This is a genomic window from Flavobacterium sp. GSB-24, from assembly GCF_027924665.1.
Taxonomy (GTDB): domain Bacteria; phylum Bacteroidota; class Bacteroidia; order Flavobacteriales; family Flavobacteriaceae; genus Flavobacterium.
Genome location: NZ_AP027043.1, coordinates 3,989,212 through 4,004,283, shown reverse-complemented (window position 1 = coordinate 4,004,283; position 15,072 = coordinate 3,989,212). Strand labels below are relative to the sequence as shown.

Annotated in this window: 12 protein-coding genes; 7 read left to right on the top strand and 5 right to left on the bottom strand. The window is 33.7% G+C overall.

The window, feature by feature from the left end; all coding sequences use genetic code 11:
• The first annotated feature begins 272 nt into the window (after positions 1 to 272).
• The gene (locus QMG60_RS17320) at positions 273 to 1,877 is read left to right on the top strand and encodes a Na+/H+ antiporter (protein WP_057116040.1); all 1,605 of its coding nucleotides are present in this window, start codon (positions 273 to 275) and stop codon (positions 1,875 to 1,877) included.
• Positions 1,878 to 2,113: 236 nt separating this feature from the next.
• Here QMG60_RS17320 and QMG60_RS17315 read toward each other — a convergent pair whose 3' ends face one another.
• Together QMG60_RS17315 and QMG60_RS17310 are read right to left on the bottom strand one after the other, a co-directional pair.
• Positions 2,114 to 3,886: a DNA mismatch repair protein gene (locus tag QMG60_RS17315; RefSeq protein ID WP_281865794.1), complete on the bottom strand. Its 1,773-nt coding sequence runs from the start codon at positions 3,884 to 3,886 to the stop codon at positions 2,114 to 2,116.
• Between the two features lie 61 nt (positions 3,887 to 3,947).
• On the bottom strand, positions 3,948 to 4,781 hold the full coding sequence (locus QMG60_RS17310; RefSeq protein ID WP_057116038.1) for a universal stress protein: 834 nt from the start codon (positions 4,779 to 4,781) through the stop codon (positions 3,948 to 3,950).
• 169 nt (positions 4,782 to 4,950) lie between these two features.
• On the opposite strand from QMG60_RS17310, the gene mnmE reads away from it, so the two are divergent.
• Entirely contained in the window at positions 4,951 to 6,351 is a 1,401-nt protein-coding gene (mnmE, locus tag QMG60_RS17305) for a tRNA uridine-5-carboxymethylaminomethyl(34) synthesis GTPase MnmE (RefSeq protein ID WP_134142142.1), read from the top strand.
• A 119-nt stretch (positions 6,352 to 6,470) separates the two neighbouring features.
• Here the strand turns inward: mnmE and QMG60_RS17300 are convergent, their stop codons facing one another.
• The gene (locus QMG60_RS17300) at positions 6,471 to 6,890 is read right to left on the bottom strand and encodes a helix-turn-helix domain-containing protein (RefSeq protein ID WP_281865793.1); all 420 of its coding nucleotides are present in this window, start codon (positions 6,888 to 6,890) and stop codon (positions 6,471 to 6,473) included.
• A 103-nt stretch (positions 6,891 to 6,993) separates the two neighbouring features.
• On the opposite strand from QMG60_RS17300, the gene QMG60_RS17295 reads away from it, so the two are divergent.
• From QMG60_RS17295 to QMG60_RS17275, 5 genes are all read left to right on the top strand, one after another.
• Positions 6,994 to 7,761 (top strand): SDR family NAD(P)-dependent oxidoreductase, encoded by a 768-nt coding sequence (locus tag QMG60_RS17295; RefSeq protein WP_281865792.1) that lies wholly within the window; start codon positions 6,994 to 6,996, stop codon positions 7,759 to 7,761.
• A gap of 99 nt (positions 7,762 to 7,860) precedes the next feature.
• Complete coding sequence (locus QMG60_RS17290; protein ID WP_281865791.1) at positions 7,861 to 8,478, top strand: TetR/AcrR family transcriptional regulator; 618 nt, start codon at positions 7,861 to 7,863, stop codon at positions 8,476 to 8,478.
• A 56-nt stretch (positions 8,479 to 8,534) separates the two neighbouring features.
• Positions 8,535 to 9,866, top strand: a complete 1,332-nt coding sequence (locus tag QMG60_RS17285) for a TolC family protein (RefSeq protein ID WP_281865790.1) — start codon at positions 8,535 to 8,537, stop codon at positions 9,864 to 9,866.
• A gap of 13 nt (positions 9,867 to 9,879) precedes the next feature.
• Positions 9,880 to 10,998 carry an efflux RND transporter periplasmic adaptor subunit gene (locus tag QMG60_RS17280; RefSeq protein ID WP_281865789.1) on the top strand — a complete coding sequence of 373 codons (1,119 nt, stop codon included), beginning with the start codon at positions 9,880 to 9,882 and terminating at the stop codon, positions 10,996 to 10,998.
• 8 nt (positions 10,999 to 11,006) lie between these two features.
• Positions 11,007 to 14,057: an efflux RND transporter permease subunit gene (locus QMG60_RS17275; protein WP_281865788.1), complete on the top strand. Its 3,051-nt coding sequence runs from the start codon at positions 11,007 to 11,009 to the stop codon at positions 14,055 to 14,057.
• Positions 14,058 to 14,284: 227 nt separating this feature from the next.
• Here QMG60_RS17275 and QMG60_RS17270 read toward each other — a convergent pair whose 3' ends face one another.
• Positions 14,285 to 14,821, bottom strand: coding sequence for a 4'-phosphopantetheinyl transferase superfamily protein (locus QMG60_RS17270; protein WP_281865787.1), 537 nt, complete (start codon positions 14,819 to 14,821; stop codon positions 14,285 to 14,287).
• Positions 14,818 to 15,072, bottom strand: coding sequence for a phosphopantetheine-binding protein (locus QMG60_RS17265; RefSeq protein WP_281865786.1), 255 nt, complete (start codon positions 15,070 to 15,072; stop codon positions 14,818 to 14,820). Before QMG60_RS17265 ends, QMG60_RS17270 begins: the two co-directional genes overlap by 4 nt.

The window sequence follows — 15,072 nt, the reverse complement described above, 5'->3', positions numbered from 1 at the left end:
AAAAAAGGCATTTTACTTTGTATTAATAAACCTAGCAGGCTATGTGTAAAAGCGTTCTTTTTTAATTCTTTACAAACAAATCAAAATACTAGGTCTCTATGTGTTTAAAAAAAAACTAAACCATAAACTTCAACCATCTCAAATTTCCTGAGTTTAATGTAAGTCAATAAATTGACAATTCTTTTTTAGTGTTATTTTAATTTAATTATCATAATATATTAATTTAGTGCCAGAAATTATAATCCCAAACCAATAAATACCCGCAGTAAATAATGGAAAATATCACAGTAATTATAATGTTACTCTTTGGCGTGGCTTTTCTTAGCCTTGTTAGTAAAAGATATAATTTCCCGATTCCAATTGTTTTGGTTTTATGCGGTGTTGTCATTAGTGTTGTTCCAGGACTTCCTGTAATTGCTTTAAGTCCAGAAATAGTATTTATCGTATTTCTTCCACCTCTTTTGTATCATGCCGCGTGGCATACCAGCTGGTCAGACTTTAAACAATCCATACGTCCGATAACTTTTGCCGCCGTTGGTTTGGTGTTTTTTACTACAGGATTAGTTGCTGTTTTTGCACATTGGCTTATTAATGATATGTCTTGGCCGTTAGCCTTTTTACTTGGTGCTATTGTTTCGCCTCCCGATGCGGTTTCTGCAACTGCTATTACAAAAGGATTAGGACTAAATCCACGATTAATTGCCATTCTAGAGGGAGAAAGTTTAGTAAACGATGCAAGTGGTCTTGTAGCGTACAAATATGCTCTTACTGCGATTACAGCAGGAAATTTTATTTTATGGCAGGCGGGATTAAATTTTGTTTTAATGTCGGTTTTAGGCATAGCCATAGGTTTAGCTGTTGGTTATATCATGTATTATATTCATAAGAGATTTGTTTGTGATGATATTATCGAAGTAACGCTCACATTATTGACACCATTTGCTTCTTATCTACTTGCAGAACATTTTGAAGGTTCGGGAGTTTTGGCTGTCGTAACAACAGGTCTTTTTTTAGCTGCGAGATCGGGAACCATATTTTCTCATGAAAGCCGAATTATGACAAATACAATTTGGGATGTTCTAAATAATATTCTAAACGGTTTGATTTTTATTTTAATCGGACTTCAGTTAAGGCAGATTATCGCAGGCATCAGTAATTACTCTGGAAATTCGTTGTTTATCTGGGGAGCTGTTATCAGCATTGTGGTTATTTTGGTTCGTTTTTTATGGGTTATTCCAGCTGCGATTCTTCCGAGAATAATAAGTAAAAAGATCCGCGAAAAAGAAAAATTTGATTATCGAAATATGATCATTTTCGGATGGTCTGGAATGCGTGGTGTAGTTTCCATGGCAGCTGCTTTGGCACTTCCCTTAATGTTGAATAAAACAGAAGCATTCCCGCTTCGTAATTTGATTATTTACTTGGTTTTTTGCGTAATACTATCCACTTTGGTTATTCAAGGGCTTACACTTCCTTGGCTAATTAAAAAACTAAAAATCGAGCGTTATTCTATTTTGGCAGAAGAATATGAAATCCGAAATAAAATAGTTTCTGAGACAATCGCACATATCGAAGATAATTTTTCTTTACTAGATGATGAATTACTCCATAACATTAAAAGCAAGTATGAAGTAAAATTTAACCGACTCCAAAAGACAGAACTTCCGGCTAATTTTTTCGGAAATGGAAAAGTATTGGGTGGACAAATTTTTAATGAGTTTACCAAAGTTCAGATTGATCTTTTGAACGTTGAACGCAATAAATTAGAAAGTATGCACAAAAAAGGATTAGTAAACGAAGAGATTTTTCGCAAAATTGAAAAAGAACTTGATTTAGAAGAAACCCGTTTGTGGATGGAAATGTATGAGGAAAATTAATTTTTAATTGTGAATTGTGAAATGTGAATTGTGAGTTGTGAGTTGTGAATTGTGAGTTGTGAATTGTGAATTGTGAGTTGTGAATGAGCTTTATATAAAGAATAATTCTTAATTCACCATCAAGCATTAACTATTACCATCAACAATTAATAATTCACCATCAACCATTAACCATCAACTATCAACTATCAACCATTAACCATAATAATTCACCATTAACAATTCACCATTCACAATTAAATAACCCCCATCTTCTGCATTAAGAAAGTAGCGCTTTTATTTTTACAGATACCGTTTCTAAGTTTATAATCGAAATGCAGTTCGTTATTTTGGATTTCGACTTCAAAGCATTGATTGGTTAAAATTTCAGGATATTCGTTTGTTGTTAAGCAGACTTCAATGTCATGTGTAGCGATTGCGCCAACGGCTTTTTTAGAAATTATTTTCTTTACGACTTCAATTGTTCCGTTTCTTTTGTCATCCGAATTTGTTCCTCTTAAAATCTCATCTAATAGAACAAAAGCTGGCTGATTTTCAAGAGCATCCATGATCTGTTTTAAACGTTTAATTTCAGCAAAAAAGTAAGATTCGCTGTCTGATAAAGAATCAGATAATCGCATTGAAACTAATACTGGAAGTGGATGTATTTTAGCTTCTGAAGCACAAACAACTGAACCTATTCCGCCAAGCACCATATTAATCCCTAAGCTTCTTAAAAAGGTACTTTTTCCCGACATATTAGAACCAGTCAAAATCACGAAAGAAAGCGGGTGAAAATTAGTGTCGTTTCCAATTCGTGTAGCAGGATTTAATAACGGATGACTTAGATTCTTGAATTCAATTTTATATTCAGAATTAATTTCAGGGAAAACAAAATCAGAATTGTTGTAAGCTAAATTGGCAAGACTATTTAAAGCTTCCATTTCGCCAATTATAGAAATCCAATTATCGATTTCAGAAGCGTAATTTTCTTTCCATTTTAAAAGTGATCTTAAAACATGAAGGTTGAACAAGAATGTTCCGTTAAAAAGAATCGCAGTAACAAAATTACTGATCGTATCCATTCTTGAAAATAGTTCTGAAAGCTGTTTCAAATGCTGGTTTGCTTTGGCATTTTTATAAACTAGCTGTTCTTGTAAGCGGATTAATTTTTTAGATTGAAAAGATTCTTTTTCGATTTTTTCCAACAATAAACTATACTGTTTGATGATTTTATCAATATTATCTGCCTTTGCTATTTCTCCCTGAATCCTTTTTAATGACCTTCCTAAAACAATTAAATTGGCAATAAAAATGTAAGTCAGGTATGAAAGTAAAATAGTTTTTGAAGTGATAAAATAGGCTGCTAAAACTCCAAAGAATAATGTTGGAAGAATAATGGAAAGCGCAACTAAAACTTTAGGTAAAGTATTATTTTTAAAAGAAATCCAATGTTTTATAGCTTCAAAAGATGCTTTAGAATCTTCGCTAATAATTGCTAAAGCTTGAAATTCTTGTCTCCAGTCTACTTTGTTTTTTAGTTCGTTAACAGCTTCCTGGTTTTCTAAAATTGCAGTTTCAGGAAGAGTATGAAGTAATAAATCGGCAAGTGTTTTTTTTCCGATATATGATGCCGTTCTGTTTAGATTTTGAAATAAAGAATGTTCTCCAAAAATATCTAAATCATACGCATACGGATGATGAAAATCGATAAATTCAGCACCATTTTCAAAAGGCGTTTTTTCTCTTTGTAAAAAAGAAATTTCGTTTTGATTGATTTTAAGCAGTGTTTCTGCGAATAGTTTTTGAAAAGACAAACGAGAATGTATTCTCATCAAAATGATAAAACCAGCAAAAGACAGAACAGCTAAAATCACATAAAGTATTTCGTTTGTTTTGATGTAGTAAAACATAAAAAACAATAAAAGAAAAATACTCAATAACCTCAAAAGGCTTATGCTGTTATATTTTTTGTTGGTTTTATTATATAGTTCTGAATACGTGCTGACTTTGTCCTGATATGCTTTCATTAGAATAATTTACTGAAATACAAATATAGCTTTTAAGTGACAAAATCATCAGATATTAGAATTAATCTTCGTGCATAACTAATACAGGAATTGGTACTTCTTTTGATATTTTTTTACTAAAACTTGAATCGAAAAGACTTTCAAAGAAAGATCTTTTATGTGTGATAGTGGTCAAGATATCAATGTCTTTATAAAGAATAAAATCTATAATTGTTTCTTTAACCTCATCACTTGGCAATACTAAAAATTCAACATTGTCATTGGCAAATTCGTTTTCCCATTCTTTTATAGTTGTATCTGCCACGTCTGAATTGGAAGTTTTTACATATAAACTTTTCACTTTAGCATCTGTTTTCTTCGCTATTTTCAAGATTTTTTTAAGTTCTTTTTTATCTTTTTCACGGTAGCGAGTGGTAAAACCAATAGTTTTTATTTTCTTGAATTTTGCCTCAACTGGAACGCACAATACAGGAACCTCAACTCCCGAAATTACTGATTCGGTATTAGATCCAGTAAAAAATTTAGTCCAATCAGAAACGCTGTTTGTTCCCATTATTACAAAATCTACGTTGTCTTCTTTAACCGCATTTTTAAGGTTGTATATAAGATCGCCGTCCATTAAACGGTGTCTGATCACAATATCATCTAATTTACGTTCGGCAGCGATAGCTCTTAATTTTGGAATTTCATCTTTGAACATTTCAAATTTGGCTAACTCGATCGAACTATATATAGAAGCGTAATTCTCTGGAAAAAATTGGCTGTCGTAAACTGGAATCTCAAATGTATGAAGCAAGATTAATTCGGCTTTTACAATTTTAGCAAATTCTAAAGCATGGACAAATGCATTTGTTGCAGCATCAGAGAAATCGGTAGGGAATAGTATCTTTTTCATTTTATTAGGATTATGGTTTGTCTCTCAAATTTACTCATTCTAGCAGTAAAACAACCTGATAATTATCAGTATTTTAACACTTAATGATTTGTTAATAATTCTTAATTTGGTGATTTGAGGCTGAATTAGAAATTAAGATACATTCTGCCTTTTTTTATACCTTTGCAGCATGATAAATCAAGATTCTATAGTTGCTTTGGCTACACCTTCTGGAGCTGGGGCTATCGCCATAATTCGAATTTCGGGAGCTGAGGCTATTACGATAGGTAATTCAGTTTTTAAATCAATTAAAAATAAAGATTTAACCAAACAAAAAACACATACACTGCATTTAGGACATATTGTAGACGGAAGTAAAACGCTAGATGAAGTTTTAGTTTCGGTATTTAAAGGTCCGAATTCCTATACAGGAGAAGATACAATTGAGATTTCTTGTCACGGCTCAACTTATATTCAACAGCAGATTATTCAGTTATTACTTCGAAATGGCTGTAGAATGGCCGATGCAGGGGAGTTTACACTTCGTGCTTTTTTAAACGGAAAACTAGATTTGTCACAAGCAGAAGCAGTTGCCGATTTAATTTCTTCTGATAATGAAGCTTCTCACCAAATTGCCATGCAGCAAATGCGCGGGGGATTTAGTAATGAAATTGCAAAACTTCGTGAAGAACTTTTGAATTTTGCTTCCTTAATTGAATTAGAATTAGACTTCGCTGAAGAAGATGTGGAGTTTGCTGATAGAACGCAGTTTCATGAATTGTTAAACCGAATTGAATTTGTTTTAAAACGCTTAATTGATTCGTTTGCAGTTGGGAACGTAATTAAAAACGGAATACCAGTTGCTATTGTCGGCGAGCCAAATGTTGGAAAATCGACTTTATTGAATGCTTTACTGAATGAAGAAAGAGCGATTGTTTCGGACATTGCAGGAACAACTCGTGACACAATTGAAGATGAATTGGTAATTGGCGGTATCGGATTTAGATTTATTGATACTGCTGGAATACGCGATACAAAAGATGTTGTAGAAAGCATTGGTATCAAAAAAACTTTTGAGAAAATAGAGCAGGCTCAGGTGGTAATTTATTTGTTTGATGGATTAAAATTCCAAACTTCAAGTTCTGATTTTGTTTCAGAAATTGAACAAATCAAGAATAAATATCCATTAAAACCTTTGCTTATTGTAGTTAATAAAAAAGATATTTTATCTGAAGAAGAAGTACAAAACATTACAACTAAACTTGAAAATCTAAATGCAAAACTTCTTTTAATTTCAGCTAAAGAAAAAATTGGGGTAGAGGATTTAAAGAATGAGTTATTGTCTTTTGTAAATACAGGCGCGCTTCGAAATAACGAAACAATTGTTACTAATACAAGGCATTATGATTCGTTATTAAAAGCGTTAGATGAGATTCAAAAAGTAAAATTCGGATTAGAATCTGGTCTTTCAAGCGATCTTATGGCGCTTGATATTCGTGAAGCTTTATATCAATTCGGGCTGATTACAGGTCAAGTTTCAAATGATGAATTACTGGGGAATATCTTTGCTAACTTTTGCATCGGTAAGTAGAAGGTACAAAGAAATACAAAGTTTAACATTTGACAATAAATTTTTAAGAATAAAAAAAGCCAGAGAATCTAAATTTTCTGGCTTTTTCATAATTTTAATTGTGTATTAATTTTTTGTATTCAAAAATTGATATTTGTGGTGAGTTCATCAATGCTCTTTATAATAAATCCTTCTTTATCAGCATTCATTTGGGCTACTAATTCTTTTCTACTCTCGGGTATTTCGGTATACTTTTCCGCCCATAAATTAATTTCAACAATTATGGGAATTAAATCTATTCCTTTCTGTGTTAACTGATATAATACTTTGGCTTTACTCTCTGGATGTTCCAATTTTTGGATAATTCCATTTTCCTCTAATGAAAGAAGGCGGGCTGCTAAAATATTAGTTGCTATCTTCTCGTCAGATTTTGCCAATTCGCCATAGGTGCATTTTTTGTGCAGCATTAAATCCCTTACAATGAGCAGTGACCACTTGTCGCCAAAGGCTTCAAGCGAATAACTTACAGGACAGTCTGATCTTTTTTTTGGAGTTTTCATAAAATAAATTTAAATTCACTTGCATTTCGCAAGTAAATGTTTTTATATTTGCACTTGCATTTTGCAAGCAAATATACAAATAATAATATTTATAATAAAAATTATGGAATTAAACGGAAAGACGATATTAATCACTGGCGGCTCTGCTGGCATCGGATTAGAAGCTGCAAAGCAATTTATTGAGCAGGGAGCAAAAGTTATTATTACGGGAAGAGATCAGGTAAAATTAGCGCTTGCCAAAAAAAATTATCCTTCTTTAATCACTATCAATAGCGATGCATCAAGTCAGGAGGCTGCTTTGAGTTTGTACAATCAAATCAGTGAACTTGGAGGTATTGACATACTTTATAATAATGCTGGAATCATGAATGGGCAGGATAATTTAGGTCTAAGCAGTTCTAAACATTTTGAGAAAGCCTCTATGGAAATTAATACCAATTATTTAGGCGTTATTTTATTAAATGATCTTTTTATGGACATGTTGAAATCGAGAAAGGAAGCGGCAATTATTAATACAAGTTCTATTTTAAGTTACACGCCCTCTAATCTTGTTCCTACTTATTCAGCATCCAAAGCTGCAGTACGTTTCTATACAGAAGCGCTGCGAGATCATTTACAGATAATAGGAAGCCAATTAAAAGTATTCGAATTACTGCCGCCACTGGTAAAAACAAATTTGTCTGAAAATATGGAAGGCAAATCTATAACACCAGATGTGTTGATTGATGCTTTAATAAAAGCAATAAAAAACGATACTTATACCATACGCGTGGGAGATACGAAAGCAATTTACTGGTTGAACCGATTTTTACCGAAAGCTGCCTATAAATTATTGAACCATAAGGGTGTTGTGGCTAAACTTCGTTCTTGATTTAATCAAAAAATATTTTGCTGTATAAATAATGAACAACGTTCATTTTATTTTATATCTTTGCCTCAAATCATAATTTTGCTGAGCAATAGAAATAGGATGAGTACAGTAGATAGAAAAGCACGAGAAAAAGAAGCGTTAAGAGCATTGATATTAAAAGGTGCTAAAAAGCTTTTCGTTGAAAAAGGAATTGAACAGACAACCATTAGAAACATAGCAGAAGAGATTGATTATAGTGTAGGGACGGTTTATGTTTATTTTAAGGATAAAAATGCTATTCTGCACGATTTGCATTCAATTGGTTTTCAGGAATTAGGTAGTTATTTTCAGGACTTAATTACAATCGAAGATCCAAAAGAGCGATTAAAAAAAATGGGATTTACCTATATAAAATTTGCCCTTGAAAACTCTGAAATGTATGATTTGATGTTTAATTTAAAGGCACCAATGGAATTTCTTGAAAGTTCGGATAATGAGAATTGGGATGAAGGTGCCGTTACGTTTAATTACGTAAAAAAAACTATCGAAGAATGCATTGATCAGGGTCATTTTAAAGATCATGAGGTAGAGGGTTTGTCTTTTATGGTTTGGAGCTTAGTCCATGGTATGTGCTGTCTTGAAATCAGACAGAGAACAAAAGGAGTGAAATTTACCAACCCAGATACCATTTTATATGATGGATATAATGAATTTTTAAAAATAATAGAAAAGCTTTAAATTTTTTTTTGCTCAAAAAAATGAACAACGTTCAAATTATAAACAATGTATAATAAATGAAAATAAAATTAACTTTTGCAATACTCTTTCTGGGATTTTTAGGGTATTCACAGAACAAGCTCGACAGTTATATAGAGACTGGTCTTAAGAACAACGAAGTTATCAAGCAGCATAATTTTGACATCAACAAAAGTATGTACGCTCTGAAAGAAGCACATTCTTTATTTTATCCTACTGTTTCCTTAAACGGGACTTACACGAAAGCGGAGGGGGGAAGAACAATTGATATACCAATAGGCGATATGCTTAATCCAGTTTACAATACATTAAACCAGATAACCAACTCGAACGCTTTTCCAGCTTTAGAAAATCAGTCTGTTTTAATTAATCCTGATAATTTTTATGATGCTAAGATTCATACAACAATGCCGTTGCTGAATTTTGAAATTATTTATAATAAGAGAATTAAGAGCCAGCAGACTTCACTGCAAAAAATAGAACTCGCCATATATCAAAGAGAGTTAGTAAAGGAAATAAAAATTGCTTATTACAAATACCTGCAGTCTGTCGAGGGAATCAAAATTTATGAGGATGCCCTGGCCTTGGTAAAGGAAAATCAAAGGGTAAACCATTCTTTATACAAAAATGAGAAAATAAACAGAACTGCAGTTTTACGAAGCGATAATGAGGTAATTAGAATACAAGCCAATTTAGAAACTGCCAGACAGACTAGTAATAATGCCAAGTCATATTTTAACTTTTTACTGAATCAAAAACTCGATACAGCGATTGAAGCAGAAGAAAATGATGCTCCACCAATTGATGCCAATGAGGAAAATACCCAAAATAGAGAAGAACTTCAAAAGCTTAATCAGGTAAAAGAAATAAATGAAAATGTAAGCAGACTTACCAGCTCGTTTTGGCTGCCAAAACTAAATGGTTTTGCTGACTTCGGTATTCAAGATTTTGATTTTGAAGTAAACAAACAATCCAGATATTATTTCGCTGGTGCAGCTTTAGAGTGGACTATTTTTTCGGGCAATAAAAATAAATACAGGCTCAAACAAGTCGAAGAAGAAAGTAAAAAAATAAGTTCTCAAACTGATAATGTTAAACAGCAGTTACTGCTTCAGTTTCAGGTTTCACAGCATAATTTGAAGTCAGCTTTGGAACAGTTCTACGCCGATAAAAATCAAAAAGTAGCTGCTAAAAAATACAATGAGGATATTACCAAATTATACAAGCAGGGGCAGGCGATTTATATTGAACTTCTTGATGCTCAAAACCAATGGGTGAACGCGCAGCTCAATACCAATATATCGCTTTATAATTCGTGGATTGCTTTTGCAGAATTAGAAAGAGCTAATGCAACCTTTACTTTTAATTAATAAACTTAAAATCATGAAATCAAGAATTAATTTAACCGTTCCTCTTTCAGGCTCGGGTTACAAATATCTAAAAAACAGCTTTATACCGCACAGTAAAAAAATACTGATAGTACTTTTTGCTTTACCTTTTTTTTATGCCTGTAAAGAGGAAAAAAAGGAAAATTCACCATTTGAAAGTGCTGATATTATTCCCGTTAAAACGGCTTCTGTCCAATCATTGGCACTTAACAGTAATATCAGTGCATCTGGTTTGGTGACAACCGAAAACCAAGCCAATTACGGATTTAAAATTGGAGGAATAATAAATCGTATCTATGTGGAAGAAGGTCAGTTTTTTAAGAAAGGTCAGCTTCTAGCATCCTTAGACGAAACAGAAATCAATGCAGGTTTGAATCAGACCGATCTGAACGTAAAAAAATATGAACGCGACTATAAACGAGCGAGTAATCTTTATAAAGACAGTGTATATACTTTAGAGCAGCTTGAAAACACAAAAACGGGGCTTGATATTGCCAGAAAGCAGAAAGATGCAGTTGCTTTTAATGCACGTTATTCTAAAATATATGCTGCTGCCGATGGTTTTGTATCTAAAAAAATAGCAAATGAGGGAGAAGTAGTTGGTCCGGGATCTCCAATTCTGGCTATAAATGAAACAAGCCAGAATAATAATTATGTGCTAAAAGTGGGATTAACAGATAAAGAATGGGCAGTTGTGAAAGCAGGGCAGAAAGCTGTTGTTACTCTTGATGGATATCCTGACGAACGTTTTGATGCCTTTGTTTTTAGAAAATCACAGGCGGCAGATGCAGCATTAGGTTCTTTTCAGGCAGAATTGAAGCTGAGTCTTAAAAAAAGCAAGGCAGCCGTGGGAATGTTCGGTAAGGCAGAAATAAAAGCAGAGCATTCTGAGGATTTTGTCATCATTCCTTACAATTCACTAATAGAGGCTGATGGAAACAAAGCTTTTGTTTTTATTGTTGAAAACAATAAAGTAAAACGCCAGCCGGTTACTATCCATAAATTCGAGAACAATAAGGTATTTATTAAAGATGGGCTTCAGAAAACAGATCAGATTGTGATCTCTAACAGTGCATATCTTAATGAACAGTCAACCATCAAGATCATTAAATAAGCGCTATCATGAAAATAACAAACTTTGCTGTTAAAAATTATCAGTTTACATTGATTATATTTTTACTGGTTGCCGTAGTAGGCTGTCTCACATTATTTACAATGCCCAGAGCAGAGGATCCTTCAACACATCCTCCTCAGTATCTTATTACGGTAATCTATCCCGGTACCAGCCCTAAAGATATGGAGGAACAAGTCGTAAAACCGATCGAGAATAAAATTTACGGACTGGAAAACATAGAAAAAATCTTAACTACGGTAGAGGACGGAGTAGCCGCTTTTCAGGTGAAATTTAAATATGGAGTAGATGTGGATAACAAGTATCAAGAAATCTCCACAGAAATGAATGCTCTTAAAAGTAGTGAGCTTCCTAAAGATATTTATCAGATTAAAACCGAAAAAATAGCGTCTTCAGATGTGAAAATCCTTCAAGTTGCTTTGGTTTCAGAAAATGCATCAGATAAAAAACTTCGAGATGAGGCGGATAGGCTTAAGTCTAAAATTGAGAAAATAACCAACCTTAAAGATGTAAAATATTCGGGAATTCCAGAGCAGGAAATTCGTATAGATTTGCAAATGGAAAAACTGGCTCAGCTAAAAATTCCATTAAATGCAGTGATGGGAAGTCTGCAGAGCGAAGCAGCCGATATTCCTGGAGGAAGCATTGATCTGGATAGTAAAATATTTAATGTCAAAACCAGCGGCAAATTTAAAAATGCTGATGATGTAGCCAATACGGTAATTTACAATGCAAATGGAAAAATAATTTATATGAAGGATGTAGCCCAAGTAGGTTACAAGTCGCAGGTTGTAGACCATATTACCCGCATCAATGGTCATAGATGTGTACTGGTAACAGCGGGAATGAAAGACAATGTAAACATTACCGATGTACAGAAAGAATTTCTCCCAATTATAGATGAGTTCTCTCAAGATTTACCTCCAAACATAAAACTGGTAAAAAGCTTCGATCAGGCTAATATGGTATCGCAGCGTTTAGGACATTTGGGATTCGATTTTACACTTGCTATTGTTTTAGTAATCATTACTTTACTTCCGTTAGGGCTAAGAGCTTCAGGAATCGTTATGATCTCCATTCCTTTATCACTCGCCTTGGGTTTGATTGCAATGAATGCATTTGGTTTTTCTTTAAATCAGCTGAGTATTGTCGGTCTTGTAGTGGCTTTGGGGTTACTAGTTGATGACAGTATTGTGGTAGTCGAAAATATAGAACGATGGCTCAGGGAAGGACACTCTAAAATGGATGCAGTCTTAAAGGGGACACAACAAATAGGAATTGCAGTTGTGGGCTGCACCGCAACGCTTATTATTGCTTTTTTACCGCTGGCTTTTCTGCCAGATGTTTCGGGAGAGTTTATTAGAAGCCTTCCAATAGCGGTTATCACCAGTGTATTAGCCTCTATGATTGTAGCGCTGACTTTAGTGCCATTTTTAGGTAGCCGATTTTTAAAAACGCATGATCATGCAGGCGGTAATATTTTTCTCCAGTATCTGCAGAAATTCCTAACCAGGTCTTATCGTGATATCATGCCTAAAGCATTAAAATATCCACGAACTACTATTGCCATTTCTATAATTTTGAGTATTATTGCTTTTGGCCTTTTTAAAGTGACGGGTTTTAAGTTGTTTCCAACTTCAGAGAAGCCAATGTTTCTTGTAAATATCAAACTACCGCTTCAAGCCAATATTTTAGAGAGTGACCGCGTTACCAAAATTGTAGAAGCGGAGTTGAAAAACCACAAGGAAATTGTGTATTATACCTCCAATGTGGGTAAGGGGAATCCCCAGATTTACTATAATGTACATCCTCAGGACAGAAAACCAGACTTTGCCCAGATTTTTGTCCAAATGGAAGATGAAGCAAAACCATCGGAGAAAACGGCTTTGATCGAAGAATTGCGAACTAAATTTAAAACGATGCCTTATGCTAAGGTTGAAGTAAAAGATTTTGAGCAGGGAACACCATTAGAAGCCAATATTGTGGTGAGGCTCTTTGGTGAAGATCAAGAAGTTTTGCGCAGGCTTTCCTCTGAGGTAGAAACTATCTTAAGAAATCAGGAAGGAACCGTATACATCAACAACGAGTTGAATACTTATAAAACGGACGTTAAAATAAAAATTAATAAAGAAAAAGCTAGAACATTGGGCGTCCTGACCAGTGAAGTAGATAAAGTAATCCGCCTTTCAGTAGCAGGACTGACCGTCGGGGATTATATTGATGACAGGGGAGATGCTAGAAATGTAACGCTGACATTGCCAAGAGATAAATTCTCGAACCTTGATGCTTTGAAAAATCTCTATGTCAATAATCTGCAGGGAACTCCTATAGCACTTAACCAGATTGCTGAAATTTCTTTTGAAACTTCGCCAACTGCAATTAATCATTTTAATAAATCCCGTTTTTCAAAAGTAACTGCTTTATCCGCTAAAGGTTATTACGCGAACGATTTATTGACTCATATTATTCCTAAACTGGATGAGTTGAAAATGCCAAAAGGATATTATTATAAATTATCAGGTGAAAAAGAATCGGAAGGTGATGCGCTTGGAGGAAACTTCCTGGCGGTAATTATTTTAAGCACCTTTTTATTTATTGCTGTATTACTGCTTCAGTTTAAAACCTTTAAAGGAATCATTATTGTACTTTCTATTATACCATTAGGAATTTTAGGAGGTGTTGTGCTGCTGCTCATAAATGGAAGTCCAATGTCGCTGGTTGCAATTATCGGCTTTATCGGTCTTTCGGGAATACAGGTGAAAAATTCATTACTGCTGGTTGATTTTACTAATCAGTTAAGGCAGGAAGGGCATTCAATAGATGAAGCCATCTCTATCGCGGGAGAAACCCGTTTTCTGCCAGTGGTGTTAACATCTATTACAGCAATCTGTGGTTTAATTCCCATAGCTCTGAATTCAAATCCTTTAATTGCGCCGCTGGCAATTGTTTTAATTGGAGGACTAATCAGTTCGACAATATTATCAAGGATTGTTACGCCTGTTATGTACAAATTAATTCCGCCAAGTATTGAAAACAAGTAATTATAGATTATTAGTAAAGTGCTAATATATAATAAGCTTTCATCATCAAATCAAAAGCCCGCAGATATTCATTTGCAGGCTTTTGATTATAAAGAATTATACTTCCTTTTTTTATAAGATCTTTGAGGAATATCGTTGCAATTGATTTGTTACTGAATAGTTGGGGAATATAAACTGTAATTATGAAGTAAATGTTGTTTCCGATATGTGTCAAAGAATAAACGAAATCAATAGGCTTTATTGAAGAGATTACTCTCTTGCTTTTGAATATTTATAGTTATCACTTTTTCAAATCGGCCGTGATGGCTTACTGAGACATCCTGAAACCTATTTTCTAAAGAAATAAAATAAGGAATATTATTTCTGTCTTTAAAAATTGATTTCTTTTCAATCTCTATCACACGGTTGAGGTTATCTAAAACGCAGGCTGCAATAGTATGAATATAGTCTTTCGAAAGAAATGTTTTAGTGTAGTATGTGTTTTCAGAACAAGTAACTTTTCCTCTTATAAAATTATGGTTTTGTGATTCTATAAAGCAGGAAAGTTTTTTAGGAATATATTCCCTTATTTTTGTTTTGCGATTATAGACTTTATAAGCAGCTTCTTTCATGCTCCAAAGTATCCAAACCATGCTTTCCGGATCTAAAGAATCTGCAATTAGCAACTGTTCTTCGGGAGTAAAAATTTTTTCTACAAAACCCTTGCGCCGCCAATTGCTTTCCTTACGGGATTGCAAAATATCTATGACATCATTGCCAATCATTTTTCTGCCAGTTTGGTTTCTATAATTTCTACCGCAGTTTTAACATCCAGCATTCGTTCCATATCGGTGTTATCAATTACAACATCAAAAGCTTCTTCAATATCAAGTACAATGTCAACCAAATTCGCCGAATTGATACTCAAATCATTAATGAAGTCAGTATTTTCAGTAAGGTTATCATATGCTTCTGTGTTTGTGGTATAAGGCTTTATAATTTGTTTTAGTTTGGCGATAAGTTCTTCTTTGTTCAT

What these genes read in the sequence shown, in the direction of transcription:
- QMG60_RS17270 (WP_281865787.1), bottom strand. Translation starts at nt 14,821, where the DNA reads ATGATTGGCAATGATGTCATAGATATTTTGCAATCCCGTAAGGAAAGC.
- QMG60_RS17295 (WP_281865792.1), top strand. Translation starts at nt 6,994, where the DNA reads ATGGAATTAAACGGAAAGACGATATTAATCACTGGCGGCTCTGCTGGC.
- QMG60_RS17320 (WP_057116040.1), top strand. Translation starts at nt 273, where the DNA reads ATGGAAAATATCACAGTAATTATAATGTTACTCTTTGGCGTGGCTTTT.
- QMG60_RS17315 (WP_281865794.1), bottom strand. Translation starts at nt 3,886, where the DNA reads ATGAAAGCATATCAGGACAAAGTCAGCACGTATTCAGAACTATATAAT.
- QMG60_RS17280 (WP_281865789.1), top strand. Translation starts at nt 9,880, where the DNA reads ATGAAATCAAGAATTAATTTAACCGTTCCTCTTTCAGGCTCGGGTTAC.
- QMG60_RS17285 (WP_281865790.1), top strand. Translation starts at nt 8,535, where the DNA reads ATGAAAATAAAATTAACTTTTGCAATACTCTTTCTGGGATTTTTAGGG.
- QMG60_RS17310 (WP_057116038.1), bottom strand. Translation starts at nt 4,781, where the DNA reads ATGAAAAAGATACTATTCCCTACCGATTTCTCTGATGCTGCAACAAAT.
- mnmE (WP_134142142.1), top strand. Translation starts at nt 4,951, where the DNA reads ATGATAAATCAAGATTCTATAGTTGCTTTGGCTACACCTTCTGGAGCT.
- QMG60_RS17300 (WP_281865793.1), bottom strand. Translation starts at nt 6,890, where the DNA reads ATGAAAACTCCAAAAAAAAGATCAGACTGTCCTGTAAGTTATTCGCTT.
- QMG60_RS17290 (WP_281865791.1), top strand. Translation starts at nt 7,861, where the DNA reads ATGAGTACAGTAGATAGAAAAGCACGAGAAAAAGAAGCGTTAAGAGCA.
- QMG60_RS17265 (WP_281865786.1), bottom strand. Translation starts at nt 15,072, where the DNA reads ATGAACAAAGAAGAACTTATCGCCAAACTAAAACAAATTATAAAGCCT.
- QMG60_RS17275 (WP_281865788.1), top strand. Translation starts at nt 11,007, where the DNA reads ATGAAAATAACAAACTTTGCTGTTAAAAATTATCAGTTTACATTGATT.